The following is an 18,858-nucleotide window of genomic DNA, read 5'->3' on the forward strand; positions in this document are numbered from 1 at the left end:
TTTTAGCCCATGAGCCGTGAAATGTTGCTGCTGGTCGATGCACTGGCCCGCGAAAAGAACGTCGCCAAGGAGATCGTCTTCGGTGCCCTTGAGCTGGCGCTCGCTTCCGCGACGAAAAAGCGTATCCACGACGAGGCCGAGGTGCGTGTCTCGATCGACCGCAATACGGGTAACTACGACTCCTTCCGTCGTTGGCAGGTGGTTCCCGACGACGAGTATGTCAACGAGTACCTGCAGGTGCCGCTGTCGGATGCGCGAAAGGACGACCCCGAGGTCGAGGCCGGTGATTACCTGGAAGAACCTCTGGAGCCGATCGATTTCGGCCGTATCGGCGCCCAGGCTGCCAAGCAGGTCATCCTGCAGAAGATTCGCGACGCCGAGCGCGAGCAGATACTGTCTGACTTCCTGAGCCGCGGCGAGCATGTCGTATCCGGTACGATCAAGCGCATGGAGCGTGGCAACGCCATCATCGAAGCCGGCAAGATCGAGGCCCTGCTGCCGCGCGAGCAGATGATCCCGAAGGAGAACCTGCGCATCGGGGATCGCGTCAAGGCCTACTTGCTGCGCATCGACCGCAATGCGCGCGGCCCGCAGATCATCCTGTCGCGCACTGCGCCGGAATTTGTCATCAAACTGTTCGAACTGGAAGTCCCCGAAATCTCCGACGGGCTGATGGAACTGAAAGCCTGTGCCCGCGACCCCGGTCTGCGCGCCAAGATCGCCGTCAAGTCGAATGACCCGCGTGTCGACCCGATCGGTACCTGTGTCGGCCTGCGCGGTTCGCGTGTTACCGCCGTGCGCAACGAGATCGGCGGCGAGAACATCGATATCGTATTGTGGTCGGCTGATCCGGCGCAGTTCGTGATCGGCGCCCTGTCGCCGGCCGAGGTCTCTTCCATCGTCGTAGATGAAGAAAAGCACGCGATGGACGTTGTTGTAGACGAGGATAACCTCGCCATCGCCATCGGCCGCAGCGGCCAGAATGTCCGTCTGGCCTCCGAGCTGACCGGCTGGACCATCAACCTGATGACGCAGGACGAGTCGGCCAAGAAGTCCGAAGCCGAGCATGCCGTGACGCGCGTCACCTTCATGGAAAAGCTGGATATCGACGAAGAGCTCGCCGATCTGCTGATCGACGAAGGTTTCTCGACCCTGGAAGAGGTCGCCTACGTGCCGCTGGCCGAAATGCTGGAAATCGACGGGCTGGACGAGGAGATCGTCAACGAGCTGCGTAATCGCGCCCGTAACGTTCTGCTGACCGAGGCCATCGCCACCGAGGAGAAGCTGGAAAGCGTCTCGGAGGATCTGATCGGGCTCGAGGGCATGACCAAGGAACTGGCCGCCAAATTGGCCGAACACGACGTCAAGACCCGCGACGACCTCGCGGAACTGGCGGTGGATGAACTGACCGAAATGACCGGCATCGACGACGAGCGTGCCAAGGAACTCATTCTGAAGGCACGGGCTCACTGGTTCGAGTGAGCGGGAGGTAGCAAAGTATGTCCGCAACAACAGTTTCACAATTTGCCGTTGAACTCAAAATGCCGGTCGCGGCCCTGCTCGAACAGTTGAGCAAGGCCGGGGTCAGCAAGGGAGGAGCCAACGATACCCTGACCGATCAGGACAAGGCGAAGCTTCTCGACTACCTGCGCCGCTCGCACGGCGACGAGTCGAAGACCAAGATCACCCTGACCCGTAAGCAGACGTCAGAAATCAAGGCGACCGATGCACATGGTCGTGCCCGTACCGTGCAGGTCGAGGTCCGCAAGAAACGCGTCCTCGTCAAGCGTGACGACATCGTCGAGCAGTCTGCCGAAGTGGCGGCCGAGCCGGTTCTTGAGCCGGTAGTCGAGATCGTTCCGGAACCTGTCGTCGAACCGGTGGTCGAGGTCATCCCCGAGCCGGTGGTCATTCCCGAGCCGGAGCCGGTCATCGAAGAGGCACCGGAGCCGGAACCGGTCGTCGAGGAAGAGGTGTCCGAAGTGCCGGCCAAGCCAGCGCCTGCGCCGGTTCTCGACCGCGCTGCGATCATTGGTGAAAAGGAACTCAAGGCCCGCGAAGAGGAGGCCCGTCGTCGCAATCGTCTGCGCGAAATCCAGGAGCGGGAACTGAAGGAAAAGCAGGCTCGTGAAGCCCAGCTGGCTGTCATGCGTCAGCAGGCCGAAGTCGCCGCTGCGGCGGCCAAGGTGGCCGAGCAAGCCAAGCAGCAGGCTGCTGCCCAGGCCAAGGCAGGCGAAGGCGAGAAGGGTACGCTGCACAAGAAGCCCGACACCGGTGTCAAGAAAGGTGAAAAGGGCGGCCGAGCGGCTGATGACGGCAAGAAGAAGGCCGGCATCAAGACACGAGGCGCCGACGGTGCCGGTGGCTGGAAGGACAATCGCCATGGTCACAAGAAGTCGTCGAAGTCGGACGACGGCCAGGGCAGTTTCCAGGCGCCGACCGAACCGATCACCCGCGAGGTGCATATTCCCGAAACCATCTCGGTGTCCGATCTGGCCCACAAGATGGCTGTGAAGGCGACCGAAGTCATCAAGGCGATGATGAAGATGGGTTCGATGGTCACCATCAATCAGGTGCTGGATCAGGAAACGGCGATGATCGTCGTCGAGGAAATGGGCCACAAGGCGGTCGCTGCCAAGCTGGATGACCCGGATGCCTTCCTCGAGGAGAACGTCGAGCACAAGGATATCCCGCTCGAGCCGCGTGCCCCGGTGGTGACGGTCATGGGTCACGTCGACCACGGCAAGACCTCGCTGCTCGACTACATCCGTCGCGCCAAGGTGGCGGCGGGCGAATTTGGCGGCATTACGCAGCACATCGGCGCTTATCACGTCGAAACCGACCGTGGCATGATCACCTTCCTCGATACCCCGGGTCACGAGGCCTTCACGGCCATGCGGGCGCGCGGTGCCAAGGCGACCGACATCGTCATCCTGGTTGTTGCTGCCGATGACGGCGTGATGCCGCAGACCAAAGAAGCGATTCACCATGCCAAGGCGGCTGGCGTACCGTTGGTCGTGGCAGTCAACAAGATCGACAAGCCGGATGCCAATCCGGACCGCGTCAAGCAGGAGCTGGTGGCGGAAGGCGTGATTCCGGAAGAATACGGCGGTGATTCGCCGTTCTGCCCGGTGTCGGCCAAGAAGGGTACCGGTATTGACGAGCTGCTCGAGCAGGTGCTGCTGCAGGCTGAAATTCTCGAACTGAAAGCACCGAAGGATGCGCCGGCCAAGGGCCTGATCATCGAAGCACGTCTCGACAAGGGGCGTGGCGCGGTGGCGACCATGCTGGTGCAGTCCGGTACGTTGCGGCGTGGCGATGTCGTGCTGGCTGGCCAGGTGTTCGGCAAGGTACGCGCCATGCTGGACGAGAACGGCAAGCCGATCAGTGAGGCCGGTCCGTCGATTCCGGTCGAGATTCTCGGCCTGGCCGACGTTCCGGCGGCCGGTGAAGAAGCCATCGTGCTGAACGACGAGAAGAAGGCACGCGAAATCGCCTTGTTCCGCCAGGGCAAGTTCCGTGACGTCAAGCTTGCCAAGCAGCAGGCCGCCAAGCTGGAGAACATGTTCCAGCAGATGGAGGAGGGAGAGGTCAAGACCCTGCCGCTCATCGTCAAGGCCGACGTACAGGGTTCGCAGGAAGCGTTGGTCCAGACCTTGCAGAAGCTGTCGACGGATGAAGTCCGCGTTCAGGTCGTGCATGGTGCCGTCGGTGCGATCAGCGAATCCGATGTCAACCTGGCGCAGGCGTCCGGAGCCGTCATCATCGGCTTCAACATCCGGGCCGATGCCGGCGCACGCAAGCTGGCCGAAAACTTTGGTGTCGACCTCCGCTACTACAACGTGATCTACGATGCGGTGGACGAAGTCAAGGCCGCCCTGTCCGGGATGCTGGCGCCCGAAAAGCGCGAGCAGGTTACCGGCATGGTCGAGATTCGCCAGGTTTTCCACATTTCCAAGGTCGGCGCGATTGCGGGTTGCTACGTACTGGAAGGCCTTATCAAACGCTCTTCCCGTGTCCGCCTGCTGCGCAACAACGTCGTGCTCTGGGATGGCGAACTCGACTCGCTCAAGCGCTTCAAGGATGATGTCAAGGAAGTTCGCTCTAACTTCGAGTGCGGTCTGTCGTTGCGGGGTAACAACGATATCCAGGAAGGTGACCAGCTCGAAGCTTACGAAATCCAGGAAGTGGCTCGCTCGCTGTAATGAAGAAGCAGTCCCGAGGATTTCAACGCAGTGATCGGGTCGCGGAGCAAGTGCGCCGCGACCTGGCCGATCTGATTCGCACCGAATTGAAGGATCCGCGCGTCGGGATGATCAGCCTGACAGCAGTCGAACTGACGCCGGATTACGCGCATGCCAAGGTTTTCTTCACCACACTCAATTCCGACCATCTGGCGGATATCGAGCGCGGCCTGAAGCGGGCCTCCGGCTTTCTGCGCCGTGAACTGGGTCGCCGCATCCATATTCACACGCTGCCCGAACTGCACTTCGTTTACGACAATTCGCTGGAGCGCGGCTCCAGCCTGTCGCAACTGATTGACCAGGCCAACGCGCTGTCCGATCAGACCCCGGACGAATAAGTTTCCGCCATGCAGCCCAAGGTCAAAAAAACCTGGAAGCAGGTTGATGGCGTTCTGTTGCTCGACAAGGCGTCGGGCATGACGTCGAACGATGCCTTGCAAAAGGCTCGCCGCCTGTTTTCCGCAGCCAAGGGGGGGCATACGGGAACGCTGGACCCGATGGCAACCGGATTGCTGCCCTTGTGTTTTGGTGAGGCCACCAAGTTTTCGGCCGATCTGCTCGACGCCGACAAGACGTACGAAGCCGATGTCAAACTGGGGATCACGACGGACACCGGCGATGCTGAGGGGCAGGTGCTGACCAACGCGGCAGTCACTACTTCAATCGCTGACGTCGAGCGTCTGTTGCCGCGCTTCACCGGTCCCATCAAGCAGATTCCGCCGATGCATTCCGCCCTCAAGCGTGACGGGCGTCCGTTATACGAACTGGCCAGGCAAGGTATAGAAGTCGAGCGTGAAGCGCGCGATGTCACGATCCACGCCCTCGACATGCTCGGTCTGGAAGGTGATGTGCTGCGCCTGCGTGTTTCCTGCAGCAAGGGAACCTATATCCGTGTCCTGGCCGCCGATATCGGTCAAGTGCTGGGGTGTGGTGCCCACCTGACAGCCTTGCGGCGGACCCGGGTGGGTGATCTGGTACTCGAACGCAGCGTGACCCTGAGCCAACTGGAACTACAGGACGAAGTACAGCGGGGTACCCATTTGCTGCCCGTCGATGCCTTGCTGCAGTCCCTGCCGGCGGTGCATCTCGCAGCGGCTGAAGCGAACCGCTTCAGCCACGGCAATCCGGTTACCCTGCCCACCGGCTTGCTTGGCAAGATTCGTGTCTACGCCGAAGGGCGCCTGCTGGGCGTTGGTGAGCCAGGGCCCGGGAGCTTGCTCTGGCCGAAGAGGCTGGTGCAGTTGGCGAGTTGATCTGCTACAATTCGTCTTTTCCGTCTTGGACGGTTTTCCAACTGGCGCTGGCTCTATCAAACTGGGGCGGCGTCGCAACAATGAAAGAGAGTTTGAAATGGCAATGACCACTGCAAACAAGGCGAACATCGTCGCCGAATTCGCCCAGTCGAAGGGTGACACCGGTTCTCCGGAAGTACAGATCGCGCTGCTGACCGCTCGTATCAACGATCTGCAGCCGCACTTCAAGGAGCACACCAAGGATCACCACTCCCGCCGCGGCCTGCTGCGCCTGGTTTCGCAGCGTCGTAAGCTGCTCGACTACCTGAAGGGCAAGGATATCGAGCGTTATCGTACCCTGATTACCAAGCTTGGCCTGCGCAAGTAATTCAGCCGAGATTGGAAAAAAAGCGGCCCGGAGTCTCCCGGCCGCTTTTTTCGTTTTTGCAGCACCGTTGTTTGATTGTTGTAAGTTGTTGTTATTGTTGATTAATGTGATGAGAGTGAAAGGAAGTGCATGTTTAATGTCGTGAAAAAAACCTTCGCCTACGGCGACCACCAGGTGACGATTGAAACCGGTGAAGTCGCTCGTCAGGCAGGCGGCGCCGTGGTGGTGTCGATGGAAGAGACGGTCGTTCTGGTGACCGTCGTCGGCGCCAAGAGCGCCAAGCCCGGTCAGGACTTCTTCCCGCTGACCGTCGATTACCAGGAAAAGGTTTACGCCGCCGGCCGTATCCCCGGTGGCTTCTTCAAGCGCGAAGGTCGCCCATCCGAAAAGGAAACCCTGACCTCCCGCCTGATCGACCGTCCGATCCGCCCGCTGTTCCCGGAAGGTTTCTACAATGAAGTCCAGGTCGTCGCCACCGTCGTCTCGCTGAATCCGGAAGTCGATTCCGACATCCCGGCGATGATCGGTGCCTCCGCCGCCTTGGCGATCTCCGGCATTCCGTTTGCCGGCCCGATCGGTGCCGCCCGCGTCGGTTACATCAACGGCCAATACGTGCTGTGCCCGACCCTGAGCCAGTTGAAGGACAGCCAGCTGGACCTCGTCGTTGCCGGTACCGAAGCTGCTGTGCTGATGGTCGAATCCGAAGCCGATCAGTTGTCGGAAGAGGTCATGCTGGGCGCCGTGGTGTTCGGTCACACCGAAATGCAGAAGGCGATCAACGCCATCAACGAACTGGTCGAGGAAGCCGGCAAGCCGGAGTGGGAATGGCAAGCCCCGGCCAAGGACGAGGCCCTGGTTGCCCGCCTGAAGGATCTGGTTGGCGCCAAGCTGGAAGAGGCCTACAGCATTACCTCCAAGCAGACCCGCAGCCAGACCGTCAAGGCAATCGCTGCTGAAGCCGTCGCCGCCCTGTGCACGGGCGAAGAAGGCGCGCCGGATGCCAACACCGTCGGCAACCTGTTCTTCGAAATGGAAGCCGCCATCGTGCGCGGCCGCATCCTGTCCGGCCAGCCGCGTATCGACGGCCGCGACACCCGCACCGTTCGCCCGATCACCATGCGTTCCGGCGTGTTGCCGCGCACCCACGGTTCGGCGCTGTTCACCCGTGGCGAAACCCAGGCGCTGGCTGTTGCCACGCTGGGCACCAACCGCGACGAGCAGATCATCGACGCGCTGGCCGGTGAATACCGCGACCGCTTCATGCTGCACTACAACATGCCGCCGTACGCCACCGGCGAATGCGGCCGCGTCGGCACCCCGAAGCGTCGCGAAATCGGTCACGGCCGTCTGGCCAAGCGCGCCCTGCTGGCCGTGCTGCCGGCACCGGAGGATTTCTCCTACTCGATGCGTGTCGTCTCCGAGATCACCGAGTCCAATGGCTCCTCGTCGATGGCTTCCGTCTGCGGCGGCTGTCTGGCACTGCTCGACGCCGGTGTGCCGCTCAAGGCGCACGTTGCCGGTATCGCCATGGGCCTGATCAAGGATGGCAACCGCTTTGCCGTGCTGACCGACATCCTGGGTGATGAAGATCACCTCGGCGACATGGACTTCAAGGTGGCTGGCTCGACCGCCGGTATCACCGCGCTGCAGATGGATATCAAGATCCAGGGCATCACCAAGGAAATCATGCAGGTTGCGCTGGCTCAGGCCAAGGAAGCCCGCCTGCACATCCTCGGCCTGATGCAGGAATCGGCAGCCGGCCCGCGTGAAGAAATGTCCGCCTACGCACCGCGCCTCTACACCTTCAAGATCAATCCGGAAAAGATCCGCGACGTGATCGGCAAGGGTGGCGCCGTGATCCGTGCCATCACCGAGGAAACCGGCACCACCATCGACATCCAGGATGACGGTACGATCACGATCGCCGCCACCTCCGGTGACGCCGCTGCCGCTGCCCGTGCCCGCATCGATGCCATCACGGCGGAAGTCGAGATCGGCAAGATTTACGAAGGTACCGTCCTTAAGATCCTCGACTTCGGTGCCATCGTCCAGGTGCTGCCGGGCAAGGATGGTCTGCTGCACATTTCGCAGATCGCCAAGGAGCGCGTCAACAAGGTAGAGGACTACGTCAAGGAAGGCCAGGTCGTGCGCGTCAAGGTTCTCGAAACCGACGACCGTGGCCGCGTCAAGCTGTCGATGAAGGCCGTGGCCGAGGAAGAGGGCGCTGCTGCCGCACCGGAGGCTGCTGTTCAGCAACAACAGCAATAAATCGCTTCTCTCCGAATGCAAAAAGGGCACCGCGAGGTGCCCTTTTCATTGGATGGCTTGCTTGATCAGCAAGCCGACCCTGGCCGGCAATCGCCTTACTTGGCCATCTGTTTTTCCTTGAGCTCGTCGAGCGTCTTGCAATCGATGCACAGGGTAGCCGTTGGGCGGGCTTCCAGGCGCTTGATGCCGATCTCGACGCCGCACTTGTCGCAGAAACCATAATCGCCGCTTTCGATACGGCCCAGGGTTTCGTCGATTTTCTTGATCAGCTTGCGCTCGCGGTCACGGTTGCGCAGTTCGATGGCCATGTCGGTTTCCTGGCTGGCCCGGTCGTTCGGGTCGGCAAAAACCGTCGCTTCGTCCTGCATGGTGTGAACGGTGCGGTCGATATCCTCGCTCAATTCCTTCTTGATTGCTTCGAGAATCTTGCGGAAGTGAGCCAGTTGCTTGTTGCTCATGTACTCCTCGCCTGCCTTGGGCTGGTAGGGAGTGAAGTGCTTGTGGAGCAGTTCTTCTGCCATGTTCTTGTGCCTTGTGCGCCTGATGACGAAAAACCGATTAAATATCATGAAGGCGAAATCGAGGCAAGGTTTGTTTCTTCGGTAAAGACAGTTGCCTGATCTGGCACGCCTTTCCCGGTGATGGTAGAATGCGCCTTCTCGTGTCGGGGCGTAGCGCAGTCTGGTAGCGCATCTGCTTTGGGAGCAGAGGGTCGTGAGTTCGAATCCCACCGCCCCGACCAATTCCTCTTCGCATCACCCTCAAGTGCCCGTAGCTCAACTGGATAGAGCAGCTGCCTTCTAAGCAGCAGGTCGGGGGTTCGAGTCCCTCCGGGCACGCCAATCAAGCGAGGGCTTGCTGCTGATTTCGCGTTTCGGCCGGATCGGGTGTCCAGCTTCTCCAGTGTCCACAGGCCGACCGCGCCCGACGTTCCGAACCATCCCAAGGGCCGCCCTGGCAGAGGCCGGTGCTGGTTTCTGCCTCGATCAGCACATGATCCGGGGTGCTGCCTGCTTGCCGGAAACCGCCCCAGCGTTCGCAGCTGGCGCAGCGTTTGCGGTCAACGGGGTGTCTCAGCAGGTTTTCGTTGCCTTGCATGCGGCGATGTTCTGGCTGGCCGGTATGACAGGTCCGCCGGCGCTAATCCAGCCCTTGATGCCATGCCGGACGTTGTACACGGTGGTGTAACCAGCTTGTCGTGACAGGAACTGGCTGACCGGCTTGGTGCGGTTGCCGGTTCGGCAAATCACGATGACCGGCTCGCCCGGCTTGGCGATGGGCTTGACCTTTTCCAGCCAAGCGGCGGCATCGTACTTTCCTTGGGCATCGAAGAAGGTGAGCAACGAACTCCCCGCGACGATCCCGGTTTCTTCCCATTCGGTTTGCAGGCGGATGTCGATGACAGGCACGCCGCTCTGGCGCAGTTTTTCGAGCTGGGTGTTGTCGATGTCGATGACTTCGGCCTTGGCAAGTTGGGCAAAGGCGAGAAGGCTGGCGATCAATAGCCGGTGCATTGGTCTTCCTGATTCATGAGGGGAAATGGCAAGGCCTATTCTCGAACTGAGAGTGTGTTGCAGGCGGCGAGGTTCCCTTGGCGTGGGATAATCGCCGCTTTTTTCGGGGCTGGCATGGCGCTCAAATCAACCATTTTCAAGGCGGAACTGCAACTGGCCGACCTCGATCGTTCGCACTTTGGCGATTACTCGCTGACGATTGCCCGCCATCCGTCGGAGACCGATGAGCGGATGATGGTGCGTCTGCTCGCCTTTGCGTTGCACGCCTCGGATAGCCTGGCCTTTGGCCGTGGCCTGTCCACCGAGGACGAGGCGGATTTGCTCGATACCGACCTGACTGGTGCCATCGAACGCTGGATCGATGTCGGCCTGCCGGACGAAAAGGATATCCGGCGCGCCTGCAATCGTTCGCGGCATGTTGTCGTGCTGAGCTACGGTGGCCGCGGGGCGGAAATCTGGTGGCAGCAGACGGCTGGCAAGGTGGCTGGCCAGAAGAACTTACGCGTGCTTTCCCTCACCGCCGATGAAGGCCAGGCGTTGGCCAGCTTGGCGCAACGCACCATGCGCCTGCAATGCACGATCCAGGAAGGCCTGATCTGGTTGGGTGACGACGAGCGGCAGGTCGAGCTCAAACCCGCGGTTCTGTTCGACGAAACGCAGGGATAGAATGGCGGTTTCCGATTTCTCAATTTTGCGTAGAGGTAAAGCCCGATGTCCGACAACGACGATAACGAAACCCAAGGCGTAGTCTTCGGTGTTCTGGCCGGGGTGATCTTCGGCATCATTGCCCTCGTCGCCGGCCTGGGAATGTGGAAAGCATCCCAGCCCACTGCTCCCGTTGCCCCGGTGGCTGCCGAGGCTGAAATCGCCCCGGTTGGCGAGGCGCTGGCCAAGGTTTATTTTGCTGTGGGCAAGGCGGAACTCGATGAGGCCGACAAGGGGATTGTGGCCCAAACAGTTGAGGCTCTCGCCGCCAAGGAGGGTGGCATTGTCCTGCTCTCCGGCTTCCACGATCCGTCCGGTGATCCGGCAAGGAATGCCGAACTGGCCAAGCAGCGGGCCATGGCAGTGCACGATGCGCTGGTTGCCGGCGGCGTGGCAGTGGAGCGTGTCAAATTCCGCAAACCGGAATCGACAATTGGCGAAGGCAGCCCGGAAGAAGGGCGGCGTGTCGAAATTCGCGTCCAGTAAGCCCAGGGGATTCCCGTCAAGGCGAGCCATGGTGGCTCGCCTTTTTTACGACTCGCGGCGAAACACCAGCTTCCAGATCAGTTCGACGCCCGACAAGAGCAGGTCGCCGACTTCGATATCCTCGATCCGCCCGCGCGACAGTTCGCGGTTGCGACGTGAAATTTCCCGTTCGCGCATCACGATGGCATCGCCAAGGGCGTCGACATTGACCGTGGTGCGCTTGATCTCGGCGTGCTGGTAGCGCGCCAGGGCCTGTTCGACGGCATCGGCGTCCAGAATGGCGATGGGCGCCCGGCAATGCGTACAGGCGTGGTTGTGCCGGATATCGACCGGCGCACCGCAGCCGTTGCAGCGGATGGTGCCGACCCGGGCGGCGAGTGTGGTGATTTCAGCCGGGGCCAGTTGCCGGACAAAGCCCTTTTCGATCATAAACTGACCGAAAGTGGTGAAGCGGCCGTGTTTCTGCAGGCAGCGGTGATAATTGAACTGGCCGCCATGCTTGGCTCGGTCGATACCGTGCAACAGTTTCTCGTGGCAGCGCGGGCACTGTAGCGGATCACGCAGCGGCTGGCGCTGGTCGTCTCGGTGTTCATTCAGCAACTTGAACAGTTCGATGATGCCGCCCGGCGTGATCTGCACGCTCTCGAAATCATCGAACCAGATCCCCTGGCAGGGATAGCACAGGTCGAGAATGACTTCGCCATGATGCAGCCGTTCGAAGCGGTGCTTGCTCATGGTTTGCTGGCAGGAGGGGCAGGGCGTCGGTTTCATGGTCGATTGAGGCCGAGACAGGCCACGACTATAGCGCAGAGCCATCAACCGGGGCAGTAGCAAGGCGTGCCGCCTATATCGTCATCCGTTAATATGCGGGTTGTTTTCCTTCCTGGATGCACCATGAAAATCGCCGATCCTACCCAGACCCTGCTGGTCAATGAAGTCAAACTGATGCTGGAGCAACTGCCCTTCGATGGCGCCCAAGTGCTCGAACTGGGCTGTGGCAAGGCAGAGAAGACGCGCCTGCTGGCTGAAACCGGCCGGGTCAGCGGTATTCTGGCGCTCGAAGTGGATACCATCCAGCATGAGCGCAACCTGCAGATTGCCGATCTGCCGAATGTGCAATTCCGACATGCGGGGGCCGAGGCCATTCCTGCCGAAGACAGCAGCATCGACATCGTGCTGATGTTCAAATCGCTGCACCATGTGCCCATGGCCTTCATGGATCAGGCGCTCGACGAAATTGCCCGTGTGCTCAAACCGGGCGGCCTGGCCTGGATTTCCGAGCCGGTCTATGCCGGTCATCTGAACGAAGTGTTCAAGCTGTTTCACGACGAAAAGGTCGTGCGCGAGGCTGCCTTCGCCGCCATCTGCAAGGCCGTCGAACGGGGGCCGCTGCGCTCCGAGCGGCAGCTGTTCTTCAACACCCGCAGCTATTTCGAGAACTTCGAACGCTTTGACCAGCGCATGATCCAGGTCACGCACACCAGCCATCAACTGGCGCCTGAACTGTATGCCCGGGTCAAGGCGAAATTCGAATCCTTTCTCGGGCCGGAGGGAGCGACCTTCCTCAATCCCCAGCGCGTCGATGTGCTGCGCAAACCGGCCTGAGCCGGCTTAGCCGCAGGAAGCTTGACGAATGGTGCCGAGGTTGAGCTTGACGCCTTTTTTCATCTTGCCGATGACGTGCATCTCGCAGGCCTTGCAGTCGAACTTGAGGATCAGCTTCTCGTTGCCGTTCATCAGCGTCATCGGGTCCGGCTTCAGGTGCTTCACTTCTTTCGGACATAGGTTGAAGCTGTAGCGCAGGCAGTGGCGGGTGATCATCAGCGATACCATGCCTTTTTCGTTGCCCGCCTCGTAGGCTTCCTCGATCAGCTTGACGCCGTGCTTCTCGTAAAAGGCGCGGGCCTTGGCGTTGAAGACATTACCCAGGTAGGTCAGCTCCTCCTGCGGGTAGGGCACCGGATTAACTGCCGGTTCGGCGCGCGGCGGGCGCGGGTGGCTGGCCAGGCGGGCTGCTTCGAGCTTTTCGGTGGCTTCGCGGCGTAGCGCATTGACGGCGCTGACCGGCAGGAACCACGCCTGGCTCAGTTGCAGTTCAACGGGTTCGGCGACAAACATCGTGTTGCCGAACTTGCCGAGGTTTTCCTTGAGCTTGGCGAGCGCCTGTTCCGGGTTCTGGGCCAGTTCGCTGCCGATTTGTTCGCTGCGTGGCAGTGCGGCGCTGGCGGTGACGCCGTCTTCATCGGTCAGGGTCAGCACGAAGGCGTCGTCGGTTTCCGTCAGCACAGGTTTGAGCGAGATGCGGCGTTCAGCCGAATCCTTTTCCAGCGCCCGCTCGAAAGCCTGGTCGCGGTTGCGGAACAGCGTGGCGCCTTCGGTCAGTTCCTCCGGGATTTCTGCCGGGAACAGCTTGTCGCCCTCGGCGCGATTGATGCGCATGCCCATCACATCGCCATTGGCATCATGGAAGCAGACCCCGTCGCCGTTGTGGAAGGCTTGCTCGCTATTGACGATGATCCAGCCGTCGCCAATTTCAACGACCTCGCCGATCAACTCGCCGACAAAGGCCGGCGTGTCAAAGGCGCCGATGTCGTCCTGGCGGCCACCGGCGAAATAGTCGGTGTAGCCGCGGTTGAAGGTCTTGTCCGGCTGTGGTTCGAAAGTGTAGGTGCTCTTGCCGCTGGAGGCGCGGGTGTATTGCGGATGGGTGGCGATGATGTCGTCGAGCAACAGGCGGTAATGCGCCGTGATGTTCTTGACGTAGGACAGGTCCTTCAACCGCCCCTCGATCTTGAACGAGCTGACGCCGGCTTCCACCAGGGCGAGCAGGTTCTCGGTCTGGTTGTTGTCCTTCATCGACAGCAGGTGCTGGTTCTCGGTGATGACCTTGCCCTTTTCGTCGACCAGGGTGTAGGGCAGGCGGCAGGCCTGCGAGCATTCGCCACGGTTGGCGCTGCGGCCGGTGTGGGCCTGGCTGATGTAGCACTGGCCGGAATAGGCCACGCACAGCGCGCCATGCACGAAATACTCGAGGGACAGTGTGGTCGCCTCGGCCACCTTTTTGATTTCGTCGATACTCATCTCGCGGGCCAGAACGATCTGCGAGAAACCGACGTCTTCGAGGAACTTGGCCTTGGCCGGACTGCGGATGTCGGTCTGCGTGCTGGCGTGCAACTGGATGGGCGGCAGGTCGAGTTCGAGCAGGCCCATGTCCTGGATGATCAGCGCATCGACGCCCGCTTCGTACAGTTGCCAAGCCAGTTGCCGGCTGTCTTCGAGCTCCGAATCGTGCAGGATGGTATTCAGCGCGACAAAGACCCTGGCCCGGTAGCGGTGGGCGAAATCGCACAGGCGTTGGATATCGGCGACATCGTTGCCGGCGCCATAGCGGGCCCCGAAGGACGGGCCGCCGATGTAGACGGCATCGGCGCCGTGCTTGATGGCCTCGATGCCGAAATCGGCGTTCTTGGCCGGAGCGAGGAGTTCGAGCGGATGTTGAAGTCGGGTCATGGCGCCTTAGTACGTGAAACGCGGCGCAAGTTCTTCAATGTTGAACTCGCGCAGGATGGCTACGGCCCGTTCGCGGGCGTTCTTGCGGGGGTGGTTGCGCTTTGAGGCGATGATCAGCTCGTTCTTCATCGAATGTTCCCAGCCGACCAGTTCGGTGACCGTGACGTCGTAGCCATGCGACTCGAGCAACAGGCAGCGCAGCACGTTGGTCAGGTGGCTGCCCTGTTCGCGGGTGTGGATGGGGTGTCGCCAAAGTTCGGAGAGCGGTGTCTTGCCCAGTGATTCGTTCTTTTTGGCGCGCATCGCGGCGGCCACTTCGGCCTGGCAGCAAGGGACGAGGACGATATGGCGGGCATTGCGGGTCAGGGCGAAACGGATCGCATCGTCGGTGGCCGTGTTGCAGGCGTGTAGCGCGGTGACGACATCGACGGTGGCCGGCAGCTCGGTGGACGACAGCGAATCCTCGACCGTGCAGGCCATGAAGCGCATGCGCGGGAAGCCCAGTTTATCGGCCAAAGCCCTTGATTTATCGACCAATTCGGCACGCGTTTCGATACCGACGATCTCGCCGCTGGCACGTTCCTTGAAATAGAGGTCGTACAGGATGAACCCGAGATAGGATTTTCCGGCACCGTGATCGACCAGCGTTTCCGCATTTTCGAGCAAGGGCTCGATGAATTGATACAGGTGATAGACCTGCTTCAGCTTGCGGCGCGTGTCCTGGTTGAGCTTGCCATCGCGCGTCAGGATGTGCAGTTCCTTCAGCAAATCAATGGATTGGCCAGGGCGTATTTCCGGAATGTCGGCGGGTGAATTCTGTTTTTTCATGGGCGCGATTATCGCATTTCGAAAGCACTAACTTTTGTGTCAACCGAATCGAAATTGCGTCGTTATTCGGCACATGGTGATCAAACACCGCATACCTACGGAGATAGTCAAATGGGCAGTCTGAGCAACGAATCCTTCGAACAATTCCTGGATTCCCTGAAGAAAGCCGGTATCACGATTTCCAACGAAGCCGAGCTGCGCGAGCGCCTGGCTGAAGCACAGCGCTGGCGTTTCGCCTTCCAGACCCTGGCTGCCAACGGCAAGACCATCGGGATCTGCTTCGAAGATCATTCCGAAGGCCGCAACGAAGCCGAAATTGACCGCGCTTTCAACGAATTCCAGTTTTCCGAAAAGACCAAGGCGGTTTTCTCTGCCAGCCTGAAGCACTAAGATCCACCCACTCGATTGTTGCACCTCGCGTTGCGCGGGGCGCATAAAAGGAACGGGCGCCGCAACGGCGCCCGTTTTGCATGGCGGGTCGCGGTTTGCCGCGACCGTCGCACTCAGCGGGTGATCGGCTTGTAGCGGATGCGCTTCGGCTTGGCACCTTCCTCGCCCAGGCGCTTGCGCTTGTCCTCTTCGTATTCCTGGTAGTTGCCCGGGAAGAAGGTCCATTGCGAATCGCCTTCGGCGGCCAGGATGTGCGTGCAGATGCGGTCGAGGAACCAGCGGTCGTGCGAGATGACCAGCGCGCAGCCCGGGAATTCGAGGAGGGCGTCTTCCAGGGCACGCAGGGTTTCGACGTCGAGGTCGTTCGACGGTTCGTCGAGCAACAGCACGTTGCCGCCGGCCATCAGCGTCTTGGCCAGGTGCAGGCGACCGCGTTCGCCGCCGGAGAGGTTGCCGACCAGCTTGCCCTGATCGGCGCCCTTGAAGTTGAAGCGGCCGATGTAGGCACGCGACGGCATTTCGAACTTGCCGATCTGCAGGATATCGCTGCCCTGCGCCAGTTCCTCGAACACCGTCTTGTTGCCGTCCAGGCAGTCGCGCGACTGATCGACGTAGGCCATCTTCACGGTCTGGCCGATCTTCACTTCACCGGCGTCCGGTTGTTGCTGGCCGGTGATCATCTTGAACAGGGTCGACTTACCGGCGCCGTTCGGGCCGATGATGCCGACGATGGCACCGGGCGGGATGGTAAAGCTGACGTTATCCATCAAGAGCTTGTCGCCGAAGGACTTGGTCACGCCGTTGAATTCGATGACCTGGTCGCCCAGGCGCTCGCCGACCGGAATGAAGATTTCCTGCGTTTCGTTGCGCTTCTGGTATTCGTGGCTCGACATTTCCTCGAAGCGGGCCAGACGGGCCTTGGACTTGGCCTGGCGTGCCTTCGGATTGGAGCGCACCCATTCCAGTTCCTGCTTCATCGCCTTCATATGGGCGTCGATCTGCTTGTTTTCGGTTTCCAGGCGGGCTTCCTTCTGCTCCAGCCAGCTGGAGTAGTTGCCCTTCCAGGGAATGCCCTCGCCGCGGTCGAGTTCGAGAATCCACTCGGCGGCGTTGTCGAGGAAGTAGCGGTCGTGGGTGACCGCGACCACGGTGCCCGGGAAGCGGACGAGGAACTGTTCCAGCCATTCGACGGACTCGGCGTCGAGGTGGTTGGTCGGTTCGTCGAGCAGCAGCATGTCGGGCTTGGAGAGCAGCAGCTTGGCCAGCGCGACACGGCGCTTTTCACCACCGGACAGCACGCCGATCTTGGCCTCCCAGGGCGGCAGACGCAGCGCGTCGGCGGCGATTTCCATCTGGTGCTCGGTGTCGGAGCCGGCGGTGGCGATGATCGCTTCCAGGCGGGCCTGTTCCTCGGCCAGCTTGTCGAAGTCGGCATCCGGGTCGGCGTAGGCGGCATAGACCTCGTCGAGCTTGGCCTGGGCCTGCATAACTTCGCCGAGGGCGGATTCGATTTCCTCGCGCACGGTCTTTTCCGGGTCGAGTTGCGGTTCCTGTGGCAGGTAGCCGATGGAAATGTTCGGCTGCCACTGCACTTCGCCGTCGTACTCCTTCTCGACGCCGGCCATGATCTTAAGGACGGTCGATTTGCCCGCGCCGTTCAGGCCGAGCAGGCCGATCTTGGCGCCGGGGAAGAAGGACAGGGAAATGTCCTTGATGATCTGACGCTTGGGCGGGACAACCTTGCTGACCCGCAACATGGACATGACGTATTGAGCCATTTGCACTTGCCTGAAGAAAACAAAAGACGAAGTCTACGGGGCTTCAGCGCAAATAACCAGCCTTCGCCGGGCGAAGACTGGTGGCCGGACAGATCAGTAGTGGATGTTACCGAGGGTGCGGTGCAGCAGCACGGCAGGTGCGTTGACGCGCGGGCAGGTACGCAGATCGCCGATTTGCTGGAAACCCATGCTCCGGCGGTAGTAACCGGCATGGCGGGGATTGACTTCGATGACCAGGTCGGTGCCGCCGAAGACGGCGCGAACATACTGGTAGATGGCGAGGAAGAGCGCGTTGAGCAATTCCGGGTCATGGCAGTCGGCATCTACTGCCAGCCGGGTCACTTCGCAGAAAACGCGGGCCGGAGCGCGCAGCCGGCTCATTTCTTCCCGGTACAGGCTGTCGGCCAGCAAGCCAGCCGATGAATCGCGCGAAGCGGTTGCCGTGGCAACGAGTTCGCCGTTCAGCCAGGCACCGATGGTGACGTGATTGGGGTCATCCGGCAGCAGGCGATTGGGTGCCAGGCGATAGCCGCGCCAGGCATACATGCGTCGAACCAGGTTGCTGCAGGCACGGATCTGGGAATAGGTGACGGCGGGAGCGACGACCAGTTCCGGTGCGACGGTGCAGTCGAAATCGTCGGGGAGAGAATACGTGCCGCCGTGCAGGGTTGCGGGTAGCAACCGGGAAATGTCGGGGGCGAGGGAAGATGCGCTATGCATGGCTGGATTCTATGAGTTGCCTAAAAATTAATCAACCGGCGACCGCGCTCAGCGGCAGGACGGTTTCTTCCCGCTGGGGACGCATGCTGCTCTTGTCGGCCGACAGCGAATTGATGTCGCCGCATAACTCGCCGCCTTCGTTGATTAGCAGCTTGCCGTAGCGAATCTTGCCGCTGACCTTGCCGGTGGCGTGGATGATCAGTTGCGAGCGGGCCGTCAGTTCGCCATCGAAGCTGCCATGAATTTCCGCGACATCGATGCTGACCTTGCCGGAGAACGCGCCCTTGTCGGCGATGCGGATGACGCGGCTGTCCATGGTCGCCTCGACCCGGCCTTCGACGACCAGCGTGTCGCAATCGAGAATCTCGGCTCCTTTGAGCTTGACGTCGGGGCCGACGATCAGGCGGGCGCCGTTCGGTGTGTCCATTTCCGGCGTGGCGGTGGTTTTATCTTCCACTACCCCGTTGCCTGTTTCGGTGAGTACCTTTGGCTCGGGGACGGCACCGGCCAGGCTGCTTGGTGAGCCGAGAACGGTTTTCACGTCCTTGCGGGTGATGGTGTCGTTGCGCGGGGTGAGGGTCGGTTTGCTGAACATGGGTGCTCCCGTGAGGTTGATTGCGATAAATGCAGCTCCGGCCTCCCGTTGCGATAACTGTGCCATCTTGTATTAGTCGCAATAAAACAATGGGTTGATAAATCGAATGGGATGGCTGTCGAGGATTTGTTCGTTTGGTTGTCGTGAAATGGCGACAGCTTTATTTTCAACACGCCACAATGTCGGCTAGGCGAACGAAT

At 60.7% G+C, this 18,858-nt stretch carries 18 protein-coding genes and 2 tRNA genes; 12 read left to right on the forward strand and 8 right to left on the reverse strand.

The annotated features are described in order from the left end of the window. Positions 1–9: 9 nt before the first annotated feature. From nusA to pnp, 6 genes are all read left to right on the forward strand, one after another. On the forward strand, positions 10–1,482 hold the full coding sequence (gene nusA, locus K420_RS0111780) for a transcription termination factor NusA (RefSeq protein WP_027458242.1): 1,473 nt from the start codon (positions 10–12) through the stop codon (positions 1,480–1,482). Between the two features lie 17 nt (positions 1,483–1,499). Continuing rightward, positions 1,500–4,205, forward strand: a complete 2,706-nt coding sequence (gene infB / locus K420_RS0111785; protein WP_027458243.1) for a translation initiation factor IF-2 — start codon at positions 1,500–1,502, stop codon at positions 4,203–4,205. Then, complete coding sequence (gene rbfA / locus K420_RS0111790; RefSeq protein ID WP_027458244.1) at positions 4,205–4,582, forward strand: 30S ribosome-binding factor RbfA; 378 nt, start codon at positions 4,205–4,207, stop codon at positions 4,580–4,582. Before infB ends, rbfA begins: the two co-directional genes overlap by 1 nt. A gap of 9 nt (positions 4,583–4,591) precedes the next feature. Further along, positions 4,592–5,497 carry a tRNA pseudouridine(55) synthase TruB gene (gene truB, locus K420_RS0111795; protein ID WP_027458245.1) on the forward strand — a complete coding sequence of 302 codons (906 nt, stop codon included), beginning with the start codon at positions 4,592–4,594 and terminating at the stop codon, positions 5,495–5,497. Positions 5,498–5,594: 97 nt separating this feature from the next. Beyond that, on the forward strand, positions 5,595–5,864 hold the full coding sequence (gene rpsO, locus K420_RS0111800) for a 30S ribosomal protein S15 (protein ID WP_027458246.1): 270 nt from the start codon (positions 5,595–5,597) through the stop codon (positions 5,862–5,864). A gap of 129 nt (positions 5,865–5,993) precedes the next feature. Beyond that, complete coding sequence (pnp, locus tag K420_RS0111805; protein WP_027458247.1) at positions 5,994–8,132, forward strand: polyribonucleotide nucleotidyltransferase; 2,139 nt, start codon at positions 5,994–5,996, stop codon at positions 8,130–8,132. 95 nt (positions 8,133–8,227) lie between these two features. On the opposite strand, the gene dksA is transcribed toward pnp, so the two are convergent. Beyond that, on the reverse strand, positions 8,228–8,653 hold the full coding sequence (gene dksA / locus K420_RS0111810; RefSeq protein WP_027458248.1) for an RNA polymerase-binding protein DksA: 426 nt from the start codon (positions 8,651–8,653) through the stop codon (positions 8,228–8,230). 144 nt (positions 8,654–8,797) lie between these two features. Here dksA and K420_RS0111815 point away from each other — a divergent pair. Together K420_RS0111815 and K420_RS0111820 are read left to right on the forward strand one after the other, a co-directional pair. After that, a tRNA-Pro gene (locus K420_RS0111815) sits at positions 8,798–8,874 on the forward strand. Positions 8,875–8,897: 23 nt separating this feature from the next. Further along, positions 8,898–8,974: transfer RNA gene (locus K420_RS0111820), tRNA-Arg, on the forward strand. A 231-nt stretch (positions 8,975–9,205) separates the two neighbouring features. Here K420_RS0111820 and K420_RS0111825 read toward each other — a convergent pair. Then, a complete protein-coding gene (locus tag K420_RS0111825) occupies positions 9,206–9,646 on the reverse strand; it encodes a rhodanese-like domain-containing protein (protein ID WP_027458249.1) in 441 nt (146 codons plus the stop codon). Between the two features lie 114 nt (positions 9,647–9,760). Between K420_RS0111825 and K420_RS0111830 the strand changes: the two genes are divergently transcribed. Both K420_RS0111830 and K420_RS0111835 read left to right on the forward strand, forming a co-directional pair. Continuing rightward, positions 9,761–10,312: a YaeQ family protein gene (locus tag K420_RS0111830; protein ID WP_027458250.1), complete on the forward strand. Its 552-nt coding sequence runs from the start codon at positions 9,761–9,763 to the stop codon at positions 10,310–10,312. A 45-nt stretch (positions 10,313–10,357) separates the two neighbouring features. Next, positions 10,358–10,837, forward strand: coding sequence for an OmpA family protein (locus tag K420_RS0111835; protein ID WP_027458251.1), 480 nt, complete (start codon positions 10,358–10,360; stop codon positions 10,835–10,837). A 45-nt stretch (positions 10,838–10,882) separates the two neighbouring features. Here the strand turns inward: K420_RS0111835 and K420_RS0111840 are convergent, their stop codons facing one another. Continuing rightward, on the reverse strand, positions 10,883–11,608 hold the full coding sequence (locus K420_RS0111840) for a zf-TFIIB domain-containing protein (RefSeq protein WP_027458252.1): 726 nt from the start codon (positions 11,606–11,608) through the stop codon (positions 10,883–10,885). A gap of 123 nt (positions 11,609–11,731) precedes the next feature. On the opposite strand from K420_RS0111840, the gene K420_RS0111845 reads away from it, so the two are divergent. After that, positions 11,732–12,442, forward strand: coding sequence for a class I SAM-dependent methyltransferase (locus K420_RS0111845; RefSeq protein ID WP_027458253.1), 711 nt, complete (start codon positions 11,732–11,734; stop codon positions 12,440–12,442). Positions 12,443–12,448: 6 nt separating this feature from the next. Here K420_RS0111845 and K420_RS0111850 read toward each other — a convergent pair whose 3' ends face one another. Further along, positions 12,449–14,347 (reverse strand): peptidase U32 family protein, encoded by a 1,899-nt coding sequence (locus K420_RS0111850; RefSeq protein WP_027458254.1) that lies wholly within the window; start codon positions 14,345–14,347, stop codon positions 12,449–12,451. Between the two features lie 6 nt (positions 14,348–14,353). Continuing rightward, on the reverse strand, positions 14,354–15,175 hold the full coding sequence (locus K420_RS0111855) for a class I SAM-dependent methyltransferase (RefSeq protein WP_027458255.1): 822 nt from the start codon (positions 15,173–15,175) through the stop codon (positions 14,354–14,356). Between the two features lie 111 nt (positions 15,176–15,286). Between K420_RS0111855 and K420_RS0111860 the strand changes: the two genes are divergently transcribed. Then, a complete protein-coding gene (locus K420_RS0111860; RefSeq protein WP_027458256.1) occupies positions 15,287–15,565 on the forward strand; it encodes a hypothetical protein in 279 nt (92 codons plus the stop codon). A gap of 113 nt (positions 15,566–15,678) precedes the next feature. Here K420_RS0111860 and ettA read toward each other — a convergent pair whose 3' ends face one another. From ettA to K420_RS0111875, 3 genes are all read right to left on the reverse strand, one after another. Beyond that, positions 15,679–17,343 carry an energy-dependent translational throttle protein EttA gene (gene ettA / locus K420_RS0111865; RefSeq protein ID WP_027458257.1) on the reverse strand — a complete coding sequence of 555 codons (1,665 nt, stop codon included), beginning with the start codon at positions 17,341–17,343 and terminating at the stop codon, positions 15,679–15,681. Positions 17,344–17,436: 93 nt separating this feature from the next. Then, positions 17,437–18,063 carry an N-acyl amino acid synthase FeeM domain-containing protein gene (locus K420_RS18870; RefSeq protein WP_157275073.1) on the reverse strand — a complete coding sequence of 209 codons (627 nt, stop codon included), beginning with the start codon at positions 18,061–18,063 and terminating at the stop codon, positions 17,437–17,439. 31 nt (positions 18,064–18,094) lie between these two features. Further along, positions 18,095–18,658, reverse strand: a complete 564-nt coding sequence (locus tag K420_RS0111875) for a polymer-forming cytoskeletal protein (RefSeq protein ID WP_027458258.1) — start codon at positions 18,656–18,658, stop codon at positions 18,095–18,097. Between the last annotated feature and the right edge of the window lie 200 nt (positions 18,659–18,858).

Origin of the sequence: Dechloromonas agitata is5 (assembly GCF_000519045.1) — a bacterium.
GTDB lineage: Bacteria > Pseudomonadota > Gammaproteobacteria > Burkholderiales > Rhodocyclaceae > Azonexus > Azonexus agitatus.

What these genes read in the sequence shown, in the direction of transcription:
- truB (WP_027458245.1), top strand. Translation starts at nt 4,592, where the DNA reads ATGCAGCCCAAGGTCAAAAAAACCTGGAAGCAGGTTGATGGCGTTCTG.
- K420_RS0111830 (WP_027458250.1), top strand. Translation starts at nt 9,761, where the DNA reads ATGGCGCTCAAATCAACCATTTTCAAGGCGGAACTGCAACTGGCCGAC.
- K420_RS18870 (WP_157275073.1), bottom strand. Translation starts at nt 18,063, where the DNA reads ATGCATAGCGCATCTTCCCTCGCCCCCGACATTTCCCGGTTGCTACCC.
- K420_RS0111855 (WP_027458255.1), bottom strand. Translation starts at nt 15,175, where the DNA reads ATGAAAAAACAGAATTCACCCGCCGACATTCCGGAAATACGCCCTGGC.
- K420_RS0111860 (WP_027458256.1), top strand. Translation starts at nt 15,287, where the DNA reads ATGGGCAGTCTGAGCAACGAATCCTTCGAACAATTCCTGGATTCCCTG.
- K420_RS0111850 (WP_027458254.1), bottom strand. Translation starts at nt 14,347, where the DNA reads ATGACCCGACTTCAACATCCGCTCGAACTCCTCGCTCCGGCCAAGAAC.
- rbfA (WP_027458244.1), top strand. Translation starts at nt 4,205, where the DNA reads ATGAAGAAGCAGTCCCGAGGATTTCAACGCAGTGATCGGGTCGCGGAG.
- K420_RS0111875 (WP_027458258.1), bottom strand. Translation starts at nt 18,658, where the DNA reads ATGTTCAGCAAACCGACCCTCACCCCGCGCAACGACACCATCACCCGC.
- dksA (WP_027458248.1), bottom strand. Translation starts at nt 8,653, where the DNA reads ATGGCAGAAGAACTGCTCCACAAGCACTTCACTCCCTACCAGCCCAAG.
- K420_RS0111835 (WP_027458251.1), top strand. Translation starts at nt 10,358, where the DNA reads ATGTCCGACAACGACGATAACGAAACCCAAGGCGTAGTCTTCGGTGTT.
- infB (WP_027458243.1), top strand. Translation starts at nt 1,500, where the DNA reads ATGTCCGCAACAACAGTTTCACAATTTGCCGTTGAACTCAAAATGCCG.
- nusA (WP_027458242.1), top strand. Translation starts at nt 10, where the DNA reads ATGAGCCGTGAAATGTTGCTGCTGGTCGATGCACTGGCCCGCGAAAAG.
- K420_RS0111825 (WP_027458249.1), bottom strand. Translation starts at nt 9,646, where the DNA reads ATGCACCGGCTATTGATCGCCAGCCTTCTCGCCTTTGCCCAACTTGCC.
- pnp (WP_027458247.1), top strand. Translation starts at nt 5,994, where the DNA reads ATGTTTAATGTCGTGAAAAAAACCTTCGCCTACGGCGACCACCAGGTG.
- K420_RS0111840 (WP_027458252.1), bottom strand. Translation starts at nt 11,608, where the DNA reads ATGAAACCGACGCCCTGCCCCTCCTGCCAGCAAACCATGAGCAAGCAC.
- rpsO (WP_027458246.1), top strand. Translation starts at nt 5,595, where the DNA reads ATGGCAATGACCACTGCAAACAAGGCGAACATCGTCGCCGAATTCGCC.
- K420_RS0111845 (WP_027458253.1), top strand. Translation starts at nt 11,732, where the DNA reads ATGAAAATCGCCGATCCTACCCAGACCCTGCTGGTCAATGAAGTCAAA.
- ettA (WP_027458257.1), bottom strand. Translation starts at nt 17,343, where the DNA reads ATGGCTCAATACGTCATGTCCATGTTGCGGGTCAGCAAGGTTGTCCCG.